The organism is Kitasatospora sp. NPDC087861, assembly GCF_044742585.1.
In the GTDB taxonomy this organism is placed as follows: domain Bacteria; phylum Actinomycetota; class Actinomycetes; order Streptomycetales; family Streptomycetaceae; genus Kitasatospora.
In genome coordinates this window covers 89,763-108,408 of the sequence record NZ_JBIUUS010000024.1, presented here as the reverse complement: position 1 = coordinate 108,408, position 18,646 = coordinate 89,763, and the positions used below count along the sequence as shown (strand labels likewise).

16 protein-coding genes are annotated in these 18,646 nt (G+C 75.5%); 14 read left to right on the top strand and 2 right to left on the bottom strand.

What is annotated here, in order from left to right; all coding sequences use genetic code 11:
• The first annotated feature begins 8 nt into the window (after positions 1 to 8).
• The 7 genes from ACIOJE_RS29580 to ACIOJE_RS29550 all read left to right on the top strand — a co-directional run bounded on the left by ACIOJE_RS29580 (position 9) and on the right by ACIOJE_RS29550 (position 8,957).
• Entirely contained in the window at positions 9 to 3,257 is a 3,249-nt protein-coding gene (locus ACIOJE_RS29580; RefSeq protein WP_400780269.1) for a hypothetical protein, read from the top strand.
• The gene (locus ACIOJE_RS29575) at positions 3,254 to 3,964 is read left to right on the top strand and encodes a DUF4255 domain-containing protein (RefSeq protein ID WP_400780249.1); all 711 of its coding nucleotides are present in this window, start codon (positions 3,254 to 3,256) and stop codon (positions 3,962 to 3,964) included. Before ACIOJE_RS29580 ends, ACIOJE_RS29575 begins: the two co-directional genes overlap by 4 nt.
• Positions 3,961 to 6,069: an AAA family ATPase gene (locus ACIOJE_RS29570; protein ID WP_400780247.1), complete on the top strand. Its 2,109-nt coding sequence runs from the start codon at positions 3,961 to 3,963 to the stop codon at positions 6,067 to 6,069. Before ACIOJE_RS29575 ends, ACIOJE_RS29570 begins: the two co-directional genes overlap by 4 nt.
• A gap of 206 nt (positions 6,070 to 6,275) precedes the next feature.
• Positions 6,276 to 7,817 (top strand): phage tail sheath family protein, encoded by a 1,542-nt coding sequence (locus ACIOJE_RS29565; protein WP_280683628.1) that lies wholly within the window; start codon positions 6,276 to 6,278, stop codon positions 7,815 to 7,817.
• 65 nt (positions 7,818 to 7,882) lie between these two features.
• Positions 7,883 to 8,323 carry a phage tail protein gene (locus ACIOJE_RS29560; RefSeq protein WP_280683629.1) on the top strand — a complete coding sequence of 147 codons (441 nt, stop codon included), beginning with the start codon at positions 7,883 to 7,885 and terminating at the stop codon, positions 8,321 to 8,323.
• Positions 8,320 to 8,802: a hypothetical protein gene (locus ACIOJE_RS29555; RefSeq protein WP_400780245.1), complete on the top strand. Its 483-nt coding sequence runs from the start codon at positions 8,320 to 8,322 to the stop codon at positions 8,800 to 8,802. Before ACIOJE_RS29560 ends, ACIOJE_RS29555 begins: the two co-directional genes overlap by 4 nt.
• On the top strand, positions 8,799 to 8,957 hold the full coding sequence (locus ACIOJE_RS29550) for a DUF6760 family protein (RefSeq protein ID WP_348534143.1): 159 nt from the start codon (positions 8,799 to 8,801) through the stop codon (positions 8,955 to 8,957). The genes ACIOJE_RS29555 and ACIOJE_RS29550 overlap by 4 nt, the downstream gene beginning before the upstream one ends.
• Here ACIOJE_RS29550 and ACIOJE_RS29545 read toward each other — a convergent pair.
• On the bottom strand, positions 8,941 to 10,185 hold the full coding sequence (locus ACIOJE_RS29545) for a hypothetical protein (protein ID WP_400780243.1): 1,245 nt from the start codon (positions 10,183 to 10,185) through the stop codon (positions 8,941 to 8,943). The two genes, ACIOJE_RS29550 and ACIOJE_RS29545, sit on opposite strands and share 17 nt — an antisense overlap.
• A gap of 162 nt (positions 10,186 to 10,347) precedes the next feature.
• Positions 10,348 to 10,887 (bottom strand): hypothetical protein, encoded by a 540-nt coding sequence (locus ACIOJE_RS29540; protein WP_400780241.1) that lies wholly within the window; start codon positions 10,885 to 10,887, stop codon positions 10,348 to 10,350.
• A 1,360-nt stretch (positions 10,888 to 12,247) separates the two neighbouring features.
• Between ACIOJE_RS29540 and ACIOJE_RS29535 the strand changes: the two genes are divergently transcribed.
• From ACIOJE_RS29535 to ACIOJE_RS29505, 7 genes are all read left to right on the top strand, one after another.
• Positions 12,248 to 12,619: a hypothetical protein gene (locus ACIOJE_RS29535; protein WP_400780239.1), complete on the top strand. Its 372-nt coding sequence runs from the start codon at positions 12,248 to 12,250 to the stop codon at positions 12,617 to 12,619.
• A gap of 38 nt (positions 12,620 to 12,657) precedes the next feature.
• Positions 12,658 to 13,083 (top strand): phage tail protein, encoded by a 426-nt coding sequence (locus ACIOJE_RS29530; RefSeq protein ID WP_280683634.1) that lies wholly within the window; start codon positions 12,658 to 12,660, stop codon positions 13,081 to 13,083.
• Between the two features lie 58 nt (positions 13,084 to 13,141).
• Positions 13,142 to 13,864, top strand: coding sequence for a LysM peptidoglycan-binding domain-containing protein (locus ACIOJE_RS29525; RefSeq protein ID WP_280683636.1), 723 nt, complete (start codon positions 13,142 to 13,144; stop codon positions 13,862 to 13,864).
• Complete coding sequence (locus ACIOJE_RS29520; RefSeq protein ID WP_280683638.1) at positions 13,861 to 15,642, top strand: VgrG-related protein; 1,782 nt, start codon at positions 13,861 to 13,863, stop codon at positions 15,640 to 15,642. Before ACIOJE_RS29525 ends, ACIOJE_RS29520 begins: the two co-directional genes overlap by 4 nt.
• Positions 15,643 to 15,699: 57 nt before the next feature.
• Positions 15,700 to 16,011 (top strand): PAAR domain-containing protein, encoded by a 312-nt coding sequence (locus ACIOJE_RS29515; protein ID WP_280683639.1) that lies wholly within the window; start codon positions 15,700 to 15,702, stop codon positions 16,009 to 16,011.
• 91 nt (positions 16,012 to 16,102) lie between these two features.
• Positions 16,103 to 16,540 (top strand): GPW/gp25 family protein, encoded by a 438-nt coding sequence (locus ACIOJE_RS29510; protein ID WP_280683641.1) that lies wholly within the window; start codon positions 16,103 to 16,105, stop codon positions 16,538 to 16,540.
• Positions 16,540 to 18,504, top strand: a complete 1,965-nt coding sequence (locus ACIOJE_RS29505; RefSeq protein WP_400780236.1) for a putative baseplate assembly protein — start codon at positions 16,540 to 16,542, stop codon at positions 18,502 to 18,504. Before ACIOJE_RS29510 ends, ACIOJE_RS29505 begins: the two co-directional genes overlap by 1 nt.
• The last annotated feature ends 142 nt before the right edge of the window (positions 18,505 to 18,646 follow it).

The window sequence follows — 18,646 nt, the reverse complement described above, 5'->3', positions numbered from 1 at the left end:
CTGTGAGGTTGAGCGTGATCGGCGCCACCGGCACCCCCCGCCCCGTCCGGCGCTCGGCGCGAGCCGCCGCCGCGCTGCTGCTGTCCCTGGCCGTGGCCGTGGTGACGCTGGGCACCGCGAACTCCGACGGGAAGGGAAGAGGGCCCGCCCCGGTGGCCGCCGGGGCCGCGGCGGAGAGCGGGCGGATCGTCTACGCGGGTACGGGCCACCGCAGCCTGGCGCGGGTCACCGGCACGGCGTCCAGCACGCCGCTGTTCGGGCCGGGGCCCGTCCACTTCGACACCGAACCCTCGGCCCGCGGTGAGCAGTTGGTGTTCACCAGCCTGCGGGACGAGACGCTGCCCCAGGTCTACCTGCGCGAGCAGTCCGGCGCGGTGCGCCGGCTCACCACGGGCATGGACACCGCGGAGCCGACGCTGACCCCGGACGGCCGCGCCGTCGTGTTCGACGCGGTGGAGCCCGGCGGACGCGACGGGCAGACCCAGCGCGACCTCTGGGTGGTCAACACCGACGGCACCGGGCTGCGCAGACTGACCGACACCGCGGACTCCGAGGCGCACCCGACGGTCTCACCCGACGGCAAGTGGGTCGCGTACACCTGCAACGTCGACCGGGAGCACACCCAGATCTACGTCATGCCCCTGGCCGGCGGTGCGGCGCAGCGGATCACCGCGGTCACCGCCGGCAACGCCATCGAACCGGCGTGGAACCCGGTGGACGCGCCCGACCTCCGTGACCAGATCGTCTACACCTGGGACCAGGGCGGCCAGACCGGACCGCAGCTGCGGGTCATGACGCCCACCGGCGCCAACGACCGGGCGTTCTTCCCCGGCGTCGGCGCCGACTGGCGGACCAGGTCCGCCGGCTGGCTGCCCGACGGCAGCGGGGTGCTCTTCCTCAGCCCCAACCGGCTCAACGGCAACCCGACGGCGCACGAGAGCGTGTACCGCGCCAAGACCTGCTTCTGCGGCGGGGCCGAACTGGTGCTGAGCGAGGAGCGCGCCGTCCGCACCCCGGTCTGGCTCGGCCCGCAGAACGGCGGCGGGCCCGTCGTGGACCGCAACAGCGCCGAGACGCCCGACGTGGCCGACCTGTCGGACATCCGCCCCGACGGAGTGGACCCGCGCGACCTGGGCGTCAGCGTGCTCCGGGAGGACCCGGCCGCCGACACCAACACCGACCCCGCGACCGACCCGCTGTTCAACCCCCGCCCCGGCTACGACCCGTGGTTCGAACGGCAGACCTACACGCCGGACGGCCGGGGGATCGTGGTGACCCGCTTCGAGGACTCGCCCGCCGGCCGGATCGAACGGATCTGGCAGACCGGCGTCGACGGCTCCAACCCGCGCCCGATGAACCTCGCCGGGCGCGGGCCGAAGGACTGGGACACCGACCCGGCGCTCTCGCCCGACGGCCGGCTGGTGGCCTTCACCAGGACCTCGCCCGGCGGCATCGGCGCGGCCTCCGGCCCCGGGCGGGTGCTGATCGCGAACGTGTCGACCGGCGCGATCGTCGGCACCGTCGAGCCGACCAGCGACCAGCCGGCCGCGTCGGTGGCCCAACCCTCCTGGTCCCCGGACGGCAAACTGATCGCCTACACCAAGACCGAGGTCATCAACGGCAGCGGCGCCAACAAGCACGTGTGGACCGTGCCCGCCGACGCCCTCGACCGGCCGACCGACCTCAGCCGGACGGCCTGCCCGGGTGCCTGCGAGGTCATCGACGACAGCCCCGCGTTCTCGCCGGACGGCCGGCGCGTCGCCTTCAACCGCAAGACCGGCAACGGCGGGCCCAACGAGCGGAACGGCGTCCTCGTCGCCTCGGCGACCGGCGACGGCTGCACGGTGGCCCTGCCCGCCGGGCCCGGCCAGGACCGCAACGCCTGCCGCCGCCCGCTGCCGGACACCCCCGACGCCGGACCGTTCCAGCCCCGCGACGTCGCCTGGACGGCGGACGGCGCGCAGCTGGTGCTGACCTCGCGCCGGGCCCTGCCGGCGAACTCGCCCGAGGCGCTGTCGAGCCTCGACCTCGCGACCGGCCGGCTCACCTCCATCAACTCCCGGCTGCCGGGGCGGCAGAAGGAGCCGAGCGTCCAGCAGTCCGTCGACCTGGCGCTGAGCGCGCCGGCCAGCACGCCCCCGGTCCCGGCCGGCAGCAGCACCACCGTGGACATCACCGTCACCAACCGGGGCCCGGCGCCCTCGCCCGGCACCGTGTTCACGGCCTCGGTGCCGGCGGGTGCCCGGCTCGGCGGGCTGAAGGCCTCGGCCGGCACCTGCGACGCCGTGGCGCTGCGCTGCGAGCTCGGCACGCTGGCCCCGGGCGCGGTCGTCCGGGTGACCGCCACCGTGGTCGCCACCCAGAGCGGGGACCAGCGGTTCGGCTGGTGGGTCACCGGAGCGGTGGTCGACCCGCGGCCCGAGGACAACGCGGGGCAGACGGTCGTTCCCGTCCAGGCCGCGTCGCCGTCCCCGTCTCCGTCGGCCTCGCCGTCGCCCTCCCCGTCCGCGTCACCGTCTCCGTCGCCGTCCGCCCCGCCCGCCTCGTCACCGCCCGCCCCGCCGCCACCGGCGCCCGCCCCGGCCCCCGCACCGCCGGCGCCTCCCGCGCCCAAGGCCGGACCGGCCGTGACGGTCGGCGCCCAGCCGAATCCCGGCTACGTCGGCGGCCGGGTGACCGTCACCTACACCGTGCGCAACGACGGCCAGGCCCTCGCCACCGGACTGCGGCTGTCGCTCGGCCTGCCCGCCGGGGTCCCGACCGGACCGCTGCCACCCGGCTGCACCGGCGGCGTCTGTGACGTGGCCGACCTGCTCCCGGGCGCCAGCGCCGTCGTCCAGGTGGTGCTGGCACCCGAGGCCACCCTGGACACCACCGTCACCTCCGTCCTGACCACCACCGGCACCGATGCCAACCCGGGCGACCACGTCGCGCGGACCCCGCTGCGCATCCTGCAGCCCCGCATCGTCGCGGTGCCGCCGATCGGCAAGCCCGGCTTCGTGACCTCCGTCCGCGGCGTGGACTTCCCGCCCGGCGTGCCGGTGACCCTCACCTGGACGCCCGGCATCACCGCCGCCGCGGCGCCCACCCACCCGGTCGCCAGCGGCACCTTCGCCGCCCAGCTGCTCATCCTCCCCAAGGACGAGACGGGTCCGCGGACCATCACCGCGAGCGGCCCCGGATTCTCCCCGGTGACCACCCCCTTCCTGGTGGTGACCGGCAGCATCGGCCCGCCGGGGGAGGTGCAGCGCCGGTGATCCACGAAGTCGACGAGGGGCTGCGGCTCCTGCTCGCCGAGAGCGGCCTGCAGGAGCGCGGGGTCGAGCTGGTCTTCGACTCGCCCACCCGGGACTGGGCCGCCCGGCGCAACGCGCCGACGGTCAGCGTCTTCCTGTACGGCATCCGCGAGGACGTGGCCCGCCGGCAGAGCGGCGCCGCCGAACAGCACGACGCGGACGGCGTGGTGGTGGCCTGGCGCAGCGCACCCCGTTGGTTCGAGCTGGCCTACCTGGTGACGGCGTGGACCAACCGGCCGCAGGACGAGCACCGGCTGCTGTCCGAGGTGCTCCGCTGCCTGACGGCGACGGACGCGCTCCCCGCCCGGCTGCTCACCGGCACGCTCGCCGAACTCGGGCTCACCGTCGGGCTGGAGACCGCCGGGCGCAGTGAGGGCATGCCGTCGGTGTCCGACGTGTGGTCGGCCCTCGGGGGCGAGCTGAAGCCCTCGATCGACCTCAGGGTGCTCGCCCCGCTGTCCGGCGAGCGCGCCCCGGCTGGGCCCCCGGTCACCGAGGGGCTCGTGCTGCGCACCGTCGACACGGCCGACCAGGCCGACCCGTCCGACGACCCGGGCCGCCGCCTGCGCTACGACGGCGCCACGGACCCCGGCGCGGACGGCTTCGCGGCGCCCCGGGAACGCCCGTTGCCGCCCGGCCGCCGACGGCGCGGCGGAGCGGTGCGATGACCCTCGACCTTGAGCCGGCGGCCACCAGCGCGCCGGCCGTCGACGTCGCCGACCTGTGGGAGCGGCTGCGCCGCGTCGAACAGCGGATCCGCGCCGCCGTCCGCGAGCGCAGGGCCGACGACCCGGACCCGGACGACCCGTACCGGGGCCAGTACCTCACCCCGGAGGCGGTCGAGCGGATCCTGGCGGCGCCCGCCGCGGTGGGTCGGGCCGACGCCGATCCCGGTGAGCTGGTGCCGCCGCCGCCCGGGTCGAGGCTCGAACGGCTCGTCGACGGCTTCGGGCTGCTGCCGGTCGACCTCGAACTCCTGCTGGTGGCGCTCGCCCCCGACCTCGACACCCGCTTCGAACGGCTCTACGGCTACCTCAACGACGACCTGACCCTGCGCCGGCCCACCATCGGGCTCGCGCTCGACCTGTGCGGCCTGCCCGGGGCGGGCGCCGGCCGGTTCCGCTTCTCCGCCCAGGCCCCGCTGATCGCCGGCGGGCTGCTGGAGGTCACCGAGCCGGAGCGCCCGCTGCTCTCCCGGGGCCTGCGCCTGCCCGACCGGGTGACGGCCCATCTGCTCGGGGCGGACGAGCTCGACGGCGCGCTGAGCGGGCTGGTCCGCATCGGCCGGGCCGGCGCCGGCGCCCCGCCGGAGGCCGCCCGCCGCCTGCGCGCCGCCGTGGCGAACGGCGGCGCACTGGTGCACCTGCTGGACCGGGGCGGCAGCGCCGGACGGCTCGCGGTCGACGCCCTCGCGGGCATCGGCCGCCAGGCCCTGGTCGTCGACGTCGCCGCGCTCGCCGCCCGGCCCCCGGACGCCGCGGTGCGCGCGCTCGCCCGGGAGGCACGGCTGACCGGCAGCGGAGTGGTGCTCGGCCCCCTGGAGCGGCTCGAACCCGAACGCCCGGAGCAGGCCCGGCTGTTGCGCGAACTCTGCACGGAGCTCGCCGGGGTGCCGCTGCTCGTGCACGGTACCCGTGCCTGGGATCCGGTCTGGGCGCGGGAGAGCCCGGTGGTGCTGGTCGCCCCGCCGCTGGACCCGGGACAGCGCGCCGAACGCTGGGCGCACGCGCTGCGGACGGCGACGGGCGGGCCGGACGAGGGCGCGCCGGACGAGGGTGCGCTGAGCCACGACCTGGCCGAGGCGGTCGCCCCGTACCAGCTCGACGAGGACCAGGTGACCAGGGCCGCCGGTGTGGCGACCAGGACGGCCGCGGCCGAGCACCGCCCGGTGACCGCCGACGACCTGCGGGCCGCCGTCCGGGCGCAGAACGGTGCGGGGCTCGCCCGCCTGGCCCGCCGGATCGAGCCCGCCGTCGGGTGGGACGACCTGGTGCTGCCCGAGCCCACCGCGCGCCAACTGCACGAACTGGTGCTGAGAGCCCGGCATCGCGACCAGGTGCTCGGCCAGTGGCGGATGCGGCCGGGCGGAGGGCGCGGACGCGGGGTGATCGCGCTGTTCGCCGGGGAGTCGGGCACCGGAAAGACCATGTCGGCCGAGGTGGTCGCCGCGGAACTCGGCATGGAGCTGTACGTCGTGGACCTGTCCACCGTCGTGGACAAGTACATCGGCGAGACGGAGAAGAACCTGGAACGGATCTTCACCGAGGCCTCGCAGGTGAACGGCGTCCTGCTGTTCGACGAGGCCGACGCGATCTTCGGCAAGCGGTCGCAGGTCAAGGACGCCCACGACCGGCACGCCAACGTGGAGTCGGCGTACCTGCTGCAGCGCATGGAGTCCTTCGACGGGATCGCGGTGCTGACGACCAATCTGCGCGCCAACCTCGACGAGGCCTTCACCCGGCGGCTGGACGTCATCGCGGAGTTCCCCGTGCCGGACGAGGAGCAGCGGCATGCCCTGTGGGACCGCTGCCTGGGCCCGCGGATCCCCCGCGACGAGGACCTCGACCTGGCCTTCTGCGCGCGGCACTTCGAACTCGCCGGCGGCTCCATCCGGGCGTGCGCGGTGACCGCGGCGTACCTGGCGGCCGAGACGGGCCGGCCGCTGGGCATGGCGCAGCTGGTGTCCGCGATCAAGCAGGAGTACCGCAAGCTCGGCCGCCTGGTCCTGGAGAGCGAGTTCGGGCCGTGGTCGAGCGCCGCCGGGCGGGTCTGACCATGCGCGTCGCACGCCCGGCCCGAACGGTCGGACACGCTCGGTGGAACGCGGGCCGGGGCTGACACCGAGGACCGGTCGTTCCCTGCGGGGTGCCCGTCGGGGCAGCGAGCCTGCCCCTGGTCAGGGACCCGGGGACATGTCGCGGGGGGTGGTCCCGGCAGCAGACTCGGTGGTGATTGATCGGCCACCCCGAAGGAGCGAGCATGCCGTCGTACCTCACACCGGGCGTGTACGTGGAGGAGGTCCAGTCCGGTGCCCGGCCGATCGAGGGCGTCGGCACAGCCGTCGCCGCTCTGGTCGGCTTCGCCGAGACCGGCCCCTTCCACGAGCCCACCCTGGTGACCAACTGGGACCAGTACGTCCAGCAGTTCGGCGGCTTCACCGAAGGCACCTACCTGCCGCACGCCGTCTACGGCTTCTTCGCCAACGGCGGCGGCGCCGTCTACGTCGTCCGGATCGGCCGCGAAGGCGGCGCGACGGGCGGCGGCAGGCCGGCGGCCGTCCGACCGGCGCCCGCGCCCACCGCGGTCGCGGGCTTCCTGTACTCGGCCCTGCCCGCCGCGGGCGGAGACGTGTCCGTCGAGATCGCCGACGCCGAGGGGGAGAACGTCCCCGACGACCGGTTCCGGCTGGTGGTCCGCAAGGGCACCGAGGTCGCCGAGACGTACGAGGTCTCGACCCGCAAGAACACCAAGGGCTACGTCGTCACCCAGCTGCGGGAGTCCAAGCTCGTCGCGGTCGGCGAGCAGCCCGGCACCGCGCCGAGCCGCCCCGAGCGGCAGACCCTCACCCTCGCCGCCGCCCCCGCGGCCGGGCCGGTGGCCCCCGCGACCCGGCTGGACCCCGCCGAGTACGTGGGCGACGCCTCGGCCCGGACCGGCTTCGCCGGCCTGGAGGCGATCGACGAGATCACCATGGTCGCGGTGCCCGACCTGATGAGCGCCTTCGAGCGCGGGGACATCGACGCCGAGGGGGTCAGGACCGTCCAGCTCGCGGTGATGTCGCACTGCGAGCAGATGGGCGACCGGATCGCCGTCCTGGACGCCCCGCCCGGGCTGAACGCCCAGCAGGTGCGCAACTGGCGCAACGAGGAGGCGGGCTACGACTCCCGCTACGCGACCCTGTACTACCCGTGGATCAAGGTGTTCGACCCGGCGACCGGCCGCAACTCGATGGTCCCCCCGAGCGGGCACGTCGCCGGGGTGTGGGCGCGCAGTGACGCCGAGCGCGGCGTGCACAAGGCGCCGGCCAACGAGGTCATCCGCGGCGCGGTGGACCTGGAGATCCGTCTCAGCAAGGGCGAGCAGGACCTGCTGAACCCGATCGGCGTCAACTGCGTGCGGGCCTTCCCCGGGCGCGGCATCCGGATCTGGGGCGCCCGGACCCTCTCCTCGGACCCGGCGTGGCGCTACCTCAACGTCCGACGGCTGTTCAACTACCTGGAGGAGTCGATCCTCCTGGGGACCCAGTGGGTGGTGTTCGAGCCCAACGACGACCGCCTCTGGTCCAGCATCCGCCGCAACATCACCGCGTTCCTGACCGAGGAGTGGCGGCGCGGGGCGCTGTTCGGCAGCACGGCTGCGGAGGCCTTCTACGTCAAGTGCGACCGTGAGAACAACCCGCAGGAGTCCATCGACCTCGGACAGGTGGTGTGCGAGATCGGGGTCGCTCCGGTGAAGCCCGCCGAGTTCGTGGTGTTCCGGCTCTCCCAGTTCTCCGACAGCACCAGCCTCGTCAACGAGTGACACGCGCCTCGTCCACGAGTGACCAGCAGGCCAGCACAGACCGGAAGGGAAGGTGACAGGGAGTCATGGCTGAAGGCGATCCGCTCTCCACACATATATTCGGCGTCCAACTCGGCGGCTACAACGTCGAGTCGGTCAAGGAGGTCAGCAACCTGACCGTTGACCAGGACGTCGTCGAGTACAAGCAGGTGACCCAGCAGGGCAAGCTGATCGTCCGCAAGCAGCCCGGCGCGCGACTGCCGGGCGAGGTGACGATCACCCGCGGCCTCGACAAGAGCGGGGCGTTCACCAAGTGGATCAACGAGACGCTCAACAACGGTGCGATCAACACCGCGCGGCAGAACCTCACCATCGAGGTCAAGGACACCACCGGTGCCACGCTCCGGCGGATCCAGCTGATGAACGCCTGGGCCAGCCGGTGGGAGGGCCCCACCCTCACCGCCGGTGAATCCAGCCCCGCGACGGAGACGGTGACCATCGTGTTCGAGGAGATCACCGTCGAATGAGGCGACGGATCAGCCTTGACGAACTCCTGGAGCAGGCCCCGGCACCCGCCCCGGCCCCGACCCCGCAGGCCTCCGCGCCGCAGCGGGGTCGGGGCCCCCAGGGGCACGGGCTGCACACGGAGTTCGAGTTCGAGCTCCCGCGCGGGTACCTCGACGACGAGGGCACCCTGCACCGGCACGGCGCCATGCGCCTGGCCACCGCGCGGGACGAACTCATGCCCCAGATCGATCTGCGGGTCAAGGAGAACCCGGCGTACCTGAGCGTGGTGCTGCTCAGCCATGTGATCACCAGGCTCGGCACCGTCACCGACGTGCACGCCGGCGTCGTCGAGCGCATGTACGCCACCGACGTCGCGTTCCTCCAGGACTTCTACCAGCGGATCAACAGCGAGGGCCACACCCGCGCCGCGGTGACCTGCCCGCACTGCGAGGGCTCCTTCGAAGTCGACCTCGCTGGTGGGCGCCTGGGGGAATGGTGACGTACGCGACCGCCCGGCTGTATGAGGAGGTCGCGTACATCGCCTACCACTTCCACTGGCAGCGGGAGGACATCCTCGACCTGTCCCACCACGAACGCCGCGAGTGGGTACGGGAGATCGCGCGGATCAACACCCGCGTCAACGAAGGCGGGTGAGCGGCATGGGGATCCGGAGCAGGTTCGGGCGCCGGCGGACGGGCGACGAGGGCGAGGCCGCCCCGGCGCCCCGGTCCGACGTGCCCCAGGCCGACGTGCCCGCCCCGGACGGCGGCTGGCGCGCGGTCGCGCCGCTGGCCCCGACCCTCGCGGGCCCGGCGACCGGGGTCAGCGACGGCCTGCGGTTCCGGTCCCGGCTCGCCTCCTGGCAGAACCCCTCGCTGTCCGGCGCGCTCGGCCACGCGGTGCTGCCGTCGGCCCCGGCGGGAATCCTGCGGGCGGTCGCCCGGCCCCTCGGCCCGGCGGCCGTCGGCGGGGCGGACGGGCCTGCGCTGCGGTACGCCGTGGCGGCGGGGCCCGCGGCCGCGCCGGAGCCTGCCGCGCAACCGCTCGCGGACGGGCCGGAGGTGGCGGTCGGGCGCGGGGAGGTACGGCAGGTCCAGCGGTCCGGCGCCACACCCCGACGGCTGCCCGTACGGTCGGCGGCCACCGGGGACGGCGGCGCTCCGGCGCTTCCCGCGGCCGCCGAGGGAACTGCGGGGTCGTCCGCCGGGCAGGACCGGCCGGTGCTGCCGCGCCGGGTCGGGACGCCGCTGACGGTGGCGCCGCGACCCCGGTCGCTGCCCACGCGCGCGGTGGCCGTGATCCCGCCCCGCTCGGAGCAACGCGCGGCGGAGCGTCCGGTGGGACGCTCGGCGGGTTCCTCCGACGCGCCCGACGCCCCCGGGGCGTCCGGGTCGGCAGTGGAACCGGGCGTCGGCGCCCGGCCGTCGGAGAGCCCCAAGACGTCCGAGCCGTCCGAGACCCCGGGGACCTCCGAGACCCCCAGGACCTCCGAGACCTCCACGACTTCCAGGACCTCCGAGCCTGCCTCGGTGCAGCGGACCGGTGCCCAGGCCCGGCCGTCCGGCACGGTGGCGCAGCCGGGCACGGCCGTGCAGCGCGCTGCGACCGGCGGCGCGGCACCGGGCCGACCGGTCCTCGGCGCTCCGCTGACCTCGCTGCCCGCCAGCGCCTCGTCGCGGCTCAACACCGACGACACAGCAGGCCCCGCGTACGGGCCGATGCCGATCGTCGCCTCGCCCGCGCAGCCGACCGGTCCGGCGGCGGGCGGGCCCGACGCTGCGGGGCCGTCCGCACCGGGGCGGCCGACTCGCCCGGAGCCCGGCCCCCGCGACACCGCCGCCGTGCAGCGCGCCGCCCAGCCGGGCGGTGGCACGTCCGCCACGCCGCCCACGGCGGCCCCCCGTACCCAGCGCGCCACCCGGTCAGGCGCCGGATCGTCCTCCGCGCGCACCCACGGCGGCCTGGGCGCACCGCTCGCCGCGCTGCCGCCGACGGCGAGCGGATCGCCCGGCACCCGTGCGGCCGACAGCCGGCGCGGACCCGTTCAGCGGACCACGGCCCAGGCGGCGAGCACCCCGGGCGGCACCGCCCCGGACTCCGGCGCACCCGCGGCTCCCACGTCCGCCGCACCGCCGCAGCCGACCGATCGGAGCGGGGCGGCGCCGGGCCCGGAAGGCGCCCCGCGCAGCGGCGCCGCCGGGTCGGCTGCGGCGGCGGTCCAGCGTGCGGTCGACGCGGGCCGGTCCGGCCCCCGGCGCGACGCAGTCCCGACCTCGGCACCGGCCGCGACGTCGGCCGCAGGCGCACGAGGCGCGGACGCGAGCGGGCAGGGCGGCTCCGGCACGCCCGGGCCCGCCGCTGTGCCGCAGCCATCCGCCGCCCCGGCACCGCAGGGCGCCGCCCGGCGCCCCGGGGGCACCGGCGGTGGCGCGAGCGCGCGGCCCGCCGCGTCGCCGGACGGCCACGGCCCGCTGGTCGTGCTGCGCGCGCCGATCGGCGGCACCGCCGCCCGCACGGCGGCCGCGCCCGGCCACCGCACCCGGAGCCTGCTCGGCGAGCGCAGCATGACGTCCGCGCTCGCCACACCGGCGACGGCTCCCGTGTCGCGCGCCGGTGCTGCACCCGGCCCCGCGCCCGCCCCACCCGTGGTCAGGGCCGCCTGGCGGCAGGACCCGCCCGCGCGCGCCGACGGCCCGTCGGCCGCGGAGCCTGTGGCCCCCGTCGCCCCCGCGACCTGGCGGAGCCGGGCTGCCGCCGTCCTACGGCTCCCGCGGCGCGAACCGGCGCGCCGAACCGATGCCGCGCGCTCGGCGGGCCCGGCGGCGGAGGCGACCGTCCGTGGCGGTTCTGCTGAGGGGCGCGCGAGCGTGCAGCGGTCGGCGGCCGTGGGCCCGCGGGCGGTGGCGTCGCGATCGTCCGCCCGTGACGGTGCTGCTGAGGTGCGTCCGAGTGTGCAACGGTCGACGGCCGACGGCCCGCGTGGTGCGGCGTCGCGGTCATCGCAGGACGGCGGTGCTCCTGTGCGGCGCCCGGCGTCCGGTGGTCCTGGCTCGGTCGAGCCGGGGGCGCAGCCGTCGACGCCCGTCGGCCCGGACGGTGTGACGGGGCCCGGTGCGCGGTCGTCGTCGGATGCCGGTGCTGCGCCGACGGGGCGTCCCAGTGTGCAGCGGTCGACGGCCGCCGGCCCGCCTCCAGAGGCGTCGGGTACGCGGCCTGCGCCGCCCGGGGCCGCTTCGGTGCCTGCCGTGGTCCTCGCGCGCCCGGCAGGGACCCCCGGGTCACCTGCCGCCGCCGTGACTCCGGCCGCTCCGGCGCCCGGATCGCGCGACGGTCGCGCCCCGGAGGTGCAGCGAGCCGTGTCCGGCGGTCCGAGTCCCGTGCAGCCGGACGCCCGTGCGGCGGAGGCCCGAGGTGCCGCGGCGCCTGCGGTGGTCCCCGCCGGGCGTGTACCGAGGGGGGAGTCCCCGGTGCTGCCGGTCGCCGCCCCGGCCGTCGCGGCCGATGGCGGCACGCCGGTGGTGACCGCCGCCCGGGCCGGGCAGGCCGCGAGCGTGCAGCGCTCCGCTTCCGACGGCCCTGCCCAGGCCTCCGGCCCGGCGGTCCCGGTCGTCCGACCTTCGCTGTCCGAAGGCGCTCCGGCGTCTGCCACGGCTCCCGCCGGGCGCGCGCGACGCGGGGAGCGCCCGGCGCCTTCGGCCCCGGCGGTCGGCGGCGGTGCCGTGGCCGTGTCCGCTGGGCCCGGCGGTCGCGCCTCGAACGTGCCGCTGGTGCGTCTCGCGCCGCCGGGACCGTCGGCGGCCCCGGCGGTCCAGCGGCTGCCGGTCGCCGGCCCGCCCGCGTCCGTGCCCGCCTCCCCGACGATGCCGCCGCCGAGCGGTGGAAGCTGGACGTCGGGCGGCGCACCGGGCGGCCTCGGCGCGCCCGGGGCGGGCGGGGAGCCGCCGGTGCGCACCGTGTCGTGGGTCGCGCAGCCCCGGGGCGGCGCGGGCACGCCTCCCCGGCCGGCCGCGTCGCCGGGGCCGTCGGCCGAGACGGCGCGGGTGCTGCAGCGGGTGGCGGAGCAGGCGGGCCTGTCCGGGGTGCCGTTGACCGCCGTACCGGCCCGCTCCCAGCCGGCCGTCCAGACCAGGGCCGCCCCGCCCCCGATCACCGTCCCGCCCCCGGCCCCGCCCTCGCAGGCGGGCCACGGATCGCCGGACGGGACCGACCTCGACGAACTGGCCCGACGCCTGATCGAACCCGTCGGACGGCTGCTGCGCGCCGAACTGCGCAGAGGAAGGGAACGCGCCGGGCGGCCGTACGACGGCCGCCGCTGAGCGCGTACGGCAGGGGCGGGCAGGCGACGGAGGCAGGAATGACCGACAACATCTTCGCGACGAGCGTGTTCTTCAAGCTCACGATCGGCGGCAACGACCTGGGGGAGTTCACGACCTGCTCGGGGCTGGGCGCCGAGGTCGAGATCCACCAGTACGCGGAGGGCGGCAACAACGGCTTCTCCTGGCAACTGCCGGGCCGCATCACCTGGTCGAACATCACGCTCACCCGCGCGGTCACGGCGGACACCGCCAAGATCGCGCGCTGGCTGGACGAGATCGTGCGGCGGGTCGAGCCCAAGGACGGCGAGATCGTCGCCCTGCGGCCCGACTTGAGCCGCATCGTCAGCTGGCAGGTGCTCGGCATCGTCCCCGTGCGGTGGCAGGGCCCGTCCTTCGACCCGATGAACTCGCAGGCGGCCATGGAGTCCCTGGAGATCGCCCACGCCGGCCTGCGTCCGTCATGACGGCGCGCGGTACCCGACCCAGACCACGCTTCGGACGACCAACGGAAGGAGGTGCGGGATGTCCTCAGCGGTTCCCGCGAGTGTCACCCGGGCCCAACTGGCCATCATGGAGCCCCCGGCGACGGTCGGCGCCCAACCCGGCGGGGTGATCGCGAGGCTTCCGCTCCAGTTCAACCCGTCGACCCTGGTGCTGCGGAAGTCCTCGGAGTGGCGCCGCACCCCGTCCCGGATGGCCAGCGAGTCCGCGCTGCCCGAGTTCGTCGGCAGCGGACCCCGCTCGCTCTCCCTGGAGGTGTTCCTCGATGCGACGGCCAAGCACGACAACTCCGTGGAACGGGCGGTGGAGCAGCTGATGACGGCCTGTGTCCCCACTCCGGCCAGCCTGGCGCGCAAGAAGCCGGCGAGCCCGTGGATCCGGCTGGACTGGGGCACGTCGAAGACGACGTCCTTCAACGGGGTGATGAGCGACCTCCAGGTCACCTACTCGCTCTTCGACGTCGACGGCAAGCCGCTGCGGGCCACCTGCTCGTTCTCCATCGACGAGGCCAGCGTCGACCCGCCGGGCCAGAACCCGACCTCCGGTTCGATGGAGGCGCGCAGCACCCACCGGGTGATCGCGGGCGACAGCCTGGCGCTGCTCGCCTGGCGCGAGTACGGCGACGCGACGGCCTGGCGCACCATCGCCGAGGCCAACGACATCGACGACCCGATGGTGCTCGTCCCCGGGACGGAACTGATCGTTCCGGCGCTCGACGAACTCACCCGAGGCGGACGGCCATGAGCACCCCCGAGGCACGCGGCGGCCGCTCCTTCGCCGCGGACCCGATCATCGAGGCGCCCGGGCCGCTGCCGCCGGTCTGGGCGACCCAGCTGGTCTCCTGCGACATCGAGGAGAGTGTCGGCCTGCCCGACACCGCCGTGCTGTCGTTCCGCGACGCGGACCACACCTTCCTCTCCGCGACCGGGGTCACCATCGGCACCCGGCTGCGGGTCTCCGTGGTGACGGTGCAGGGCCAGGCGCAGGTGCGGCTGTTCACCGGCGAGGTGACCGCGCTGGAGCTGGACGTGGACACCACCGGTTCGTTCACCGTGGTCCGGGCGTCCGCGGTCACCCACCGGCTGATGCGCGGGCGCCGGGTGAAGGGGTTCCGCAACATGTCGACGGCGGACATCGTCCGTCAGGTCGCCGCGGGCGCGGGGCTCGGCTGCGGCCGGGTCGACGCGTTCCCCGTCGTCCACCAGCAGCTGTCGCAGGCCAACGTGTCGGACTGGGAGTTCCTCCAGTACCTGGCGCAGGAGAGCGGTGCGCAGGTGCGCGTGGACGACGACGGGCTGCTGGAGTTCGTCAAGCCCGAGCCGGCCTCCTCCGCCCCGGCCCCCTCGACGCCCGCCCCGCAGAACCCGATGGTGCTGGAGTACGGCCGCAACCTGCTGGAGCTGCGCGGCGTGCTGACGGGCGGCGGCGGGGCGGACACGGTCGAGGTGCGCGGCTGGAACGTCGTCACCAAGAACGCCCTGGTCGCCACGGAGCCGTCGGTGACCAGCCGGACGGTGCTGCCGGGGCTCAGCCCGTCGGTGGTGGGCGCGGCCTTCGCCGGACCGGCACGGATGACCGTCACCGACACCCCGTACCGCACGCAGGCGGAGGCGACGGCCGCGGCCGGGTCGGTCGCCTCCTCGGTGGCCGCCGGATTCGGCGAGTTGGAGGTGGTCGCCGAGGGCAACCCGAGGCTGCGGGCGGGCACTCCGGTCGCGCTGGGCAACGTCGGCGCCGCCTTCTCCGGTCGCTACACCGCCACCGCGGTGCGCCACCTGATCGAGCCGTACCGCGGCTACCGGACCACCGTGGTGGTCAGCGCGGCGCCGGACCGCTCCCTCGCGGGGCTGGTCAGCGGGGGCGGCGCGCCCCCGCGCGGGCCGCGGATGCCCGGTCTGGCCATCGCGGTGGTCACCGACGTCCGGGAGCCGGGCGGCGCCGAGCGCGGCGGGGTGCGGCTGAAGTTCCCGTGGCTGGACGACACCTACGTCTCCGACTGGGTGCGCACCGTCCAGTGGGGCGGGCAGGGGGGCGGCGGCGTGTTCAGCCCGGAGGTGAACGACGAGGTGCTGGTCGGCTTCGAGCAGGGCTGCCTGGACAGCCCGTACGTGCTGGGCGGCCTCTACAACGGCGTCGACAAACCCTCGCCGCACGAGGTCCCGCTGGTCGACGCGGCCGGCGGGAAGGTCAACCGCCGCTCGCTGGTCTCCCGTTCGGGCCACCGCCTGGAGCTGCTGGACGTGCCGGGCGGCCAGTCCGGCGTGCGGTTGGCCAGCGGGGACCGGAAGTTGGAGGTCAGGCTGGACGAGCAGCGCGGCGAGATCGTCCTGACCGTCTTCGGCGCGGCCGGTGCGGCGGCGGCGAGTTCGGTGCGCCTCTCCTCCTCCGGCATCACCCTCGACGCCGGTACCGGAGCGGTGAACCTGCGCGGGGCATCGGTGAACGTCACCGGCCGCACGGAGGTCACCGTGGACGGCGGCGCGCTCGCGGTGCTCAAGGCGGCCCTCGTACGCATCAACTGAACCACCGTCACCGCATCCGCACCCGGACCCCTCGAACCACCCGATCGGAGAACGAAGATGCCCCCCGCAGCCCGGATGGGCGACACCACCAGCGACGGCGGTGCCATCACCACCCCGCCGCCAGGCGCCCTCGCGGCGGAGACCGTGCTGATCGGCGGCCGCCCGGCCGCCGTCACCGGCAGCCTGCACGTGTGCGTTCCGCACGTGGAACTCGGGCCCGCCAACGTCGTCATGCCCAGCCCCAAGGCGGCGGCCGGGGGTCTGGTCCTGATCGGGGGGCTGCCCGCGGCGCGCGTGGGGGACCAGACGGCCTGCGGCGCGAAGATCGTCACCGGCGCGTTCAACGTGCTGATCGGAGGGGTCGCGTGAGCGAGCGGACCATCGACAGGGGCGGGTCCCTCGTCAGGGGCGTGTCCCGCGAAGCGACCGCCGAGTGCGGCGAGCGCAGCGAGGTGGGCGCATGAGCGGCTTCATCGGCCGTGGCTGGGCCTTCCCGCTCCGGGTGAACGCCACTGGCGGCATCGGCATGGTCGACCGGGACCGGGAGATCGAGGAGGCCATCCGGCTCATCCTCGGCACGGCCCCCGGCGAGCGGCCGATGCGTCCGGAGTTCGGCTGCGGCATCCACGAGTACGTGTTCGCGCCGAGTGACGGCAGCACCGCCGGCCGGATCGCGCGCGAGGTGCGCACCGCGCTGGAGCGCTGGGAGCCCCGCATCGAGGTCGACGACGTCGTGGTCGCTTTCGACACCGTCGACGACGGCACGCTCTACATCGACATCCACTACACCGTGCGGTCCACCAACGACCGCCGGAACCTCGTCTTCCCCTTCTACACCATCCCGAGCTCGCCGGACGCCCCGGAGACCGTGGACGCCTCGTACGGGGGAGAGAACTGATGGCGCTGCCCTCCCCGAACCTGGACGACCGCCGCTTCCAGCAACTCGTCGACGAGGCCAAGCGGTACGTCCAGCAGCGGGCCCCGGAGTGGACCGACCACAATGTGTCCGACCCCGGGGTCACCCTCATCGAGACCTTCGCGTACATGGTGGACCAGCTGCTCTACCGGCTGAACCGGGTACCGGAGAAGAACTACTCCGCCTTCCTCGACCTGCTCGGCGTCCGGCTCTTCCCGCCGGCCGCGGCGACCGCGGAGGTCGACTTCTGGCTGTCGGCCCCGCAGCCCGAGACCGTTCTCCTGCGGGCGGGCACCGAGGTGTCCACGCTGCGGACCGAGACCGAGGAGGCGGTGGTGTTCTCCACCGCCGAGGACCTGCCGGTGGTCCCCAGCTCCCTCGACCGGCTGGTCACCGTCTCCGCCGCGGGGGAGCAGAGCGACGCCACGTCCCGACTGGCCGACGGCGTGGACGTGCCCTGCTTCCAAGCGCGCCCCCAGGTCGGGGACGCCATGATGTTCGCGCTGCCGGCCGTGGTGCCGCGGTGCATCCTCGTCGTCCGGCTGGACAGCCGGGTCGAGGGCGTCGGCGTCGACCCGCGGCAGCCCCCACTGGCGTGGGAGGTGTGGGACGGCGCGCGGTGGATCGCCTGCGAGACCGGCCCCGACACCACCGGCGGCCTCAACCGGCCCGGTGAGGTCGTGGTGTTCGTGCCCGCCGGGCAGGTCGCCTCGGTGGTCGCCGGGCGCCGGGCGGGCTGGCTGCGCTGCCGGGTGGCCGAGCCGGAGCCGGGCCAGCCGTTCTACGCGGAGTCCCCCACGATCCGCCGCGCGGAGGTGTTCACGATCGGCGGCACCGCGACCGTCGTCCACGCCCAGACCGTGACCGACGCACCGCTCGGCACCTCGGAGGGCGTCGCGGGCCAGCGCTTCCGGCTCGCCAGGCCGCCCGTCCTGCTCGACGGCGGGGCCCCGGTGGTCGAGGTCTCGGGCGGGGACGGCTGGGAACGGTGGACGACCGTCGAGCACTTCGGCGACTCGGCACCGACCGACCGGCACGTCGTGATCGACGCGACCACCGGCGAGTTCGCCTTCCCGCCCGCCGTCCGGGAGCCCGACGGCGGCCTGCGCGCCTTCGGCGCCGTCCCGCCCAAGGGGGCGCAACTGCGCGTGCCGCGCTACCGCACGGGCGGCGGCACCGCCGGAAACGTCGCCCGGAGCACGATCACGGTGCTGCGCAGCTCGGTCCCGTACGTGGCCCGGGTCGACAACCGCGAGGCGGCCAGGGGCGGGGTCGATGGCGAGACGGTGGACAATGCCAAGCTGCGCGCCCCCCACCTGCTGCGGCTCCAGGAACGGGCCGTCACGGCCGAGGACTTCGAGCTGATCGCCCGGCAGGCCGCGCCCTCCGCAGCCCGGGTCCGCTGCGCGCCGGCCGTCGCCGGGGAGGCGGGCGCCGTGCGCGTGCTGGTGGTCCCCGACGCGGTCGCGGACGAGGGTGACCGCCTGCGGTTCGAGCAGCTGATCCCCGGCGAGCAGATGCTGTCCGCCATCGCGGCGGCCCTCGACGAGCGGCGGCTCGTCGGCACCCGGCTCGTCGTCCAACCCCCCGCCTACCAGGGGGTGACGGTGGTCGCCCGGCTCGCGACCAACTCCCCGGACGCCGACCGGGTCCGCGAGGCGGCGCTCGCGGCGCTGTTCCGGTACCTCAACCCGTTGCGCGGCGGCGGCGCCGACGGCTCGGGCTGGCCGTTCGGCCGGGCCGTGCAGTACGGGGAGATGTTCGCGGTGCTCCAGCAGGTGGCCGGGGTCACGGCGGTGGAGGAGCTGCGGCTCTTCCCGGCGGACCCGATCACCGGGCGCCGGGGTGCGCCCGCCGAGCGGGTCGACGTCGCCCCGGACGCGCTGGTCTTCTCCCACCAGCACCAGGTCGTGGTCGCCACGCTGCCTCCGGGAGAGGTGCGATGAGCGGGCGGGGTGCGATGGGCGGGCGGGGCGGGTTCGTCGTGGAGTGGTGTGGGTTCGGCATGGAGTGGTGCGGGCGCGTGGTCGAGGGGCGCGGGTTCGTCGTGAAGTGGTGGGGGCGGGCGAACGCCGCTGCCGGGCTTGG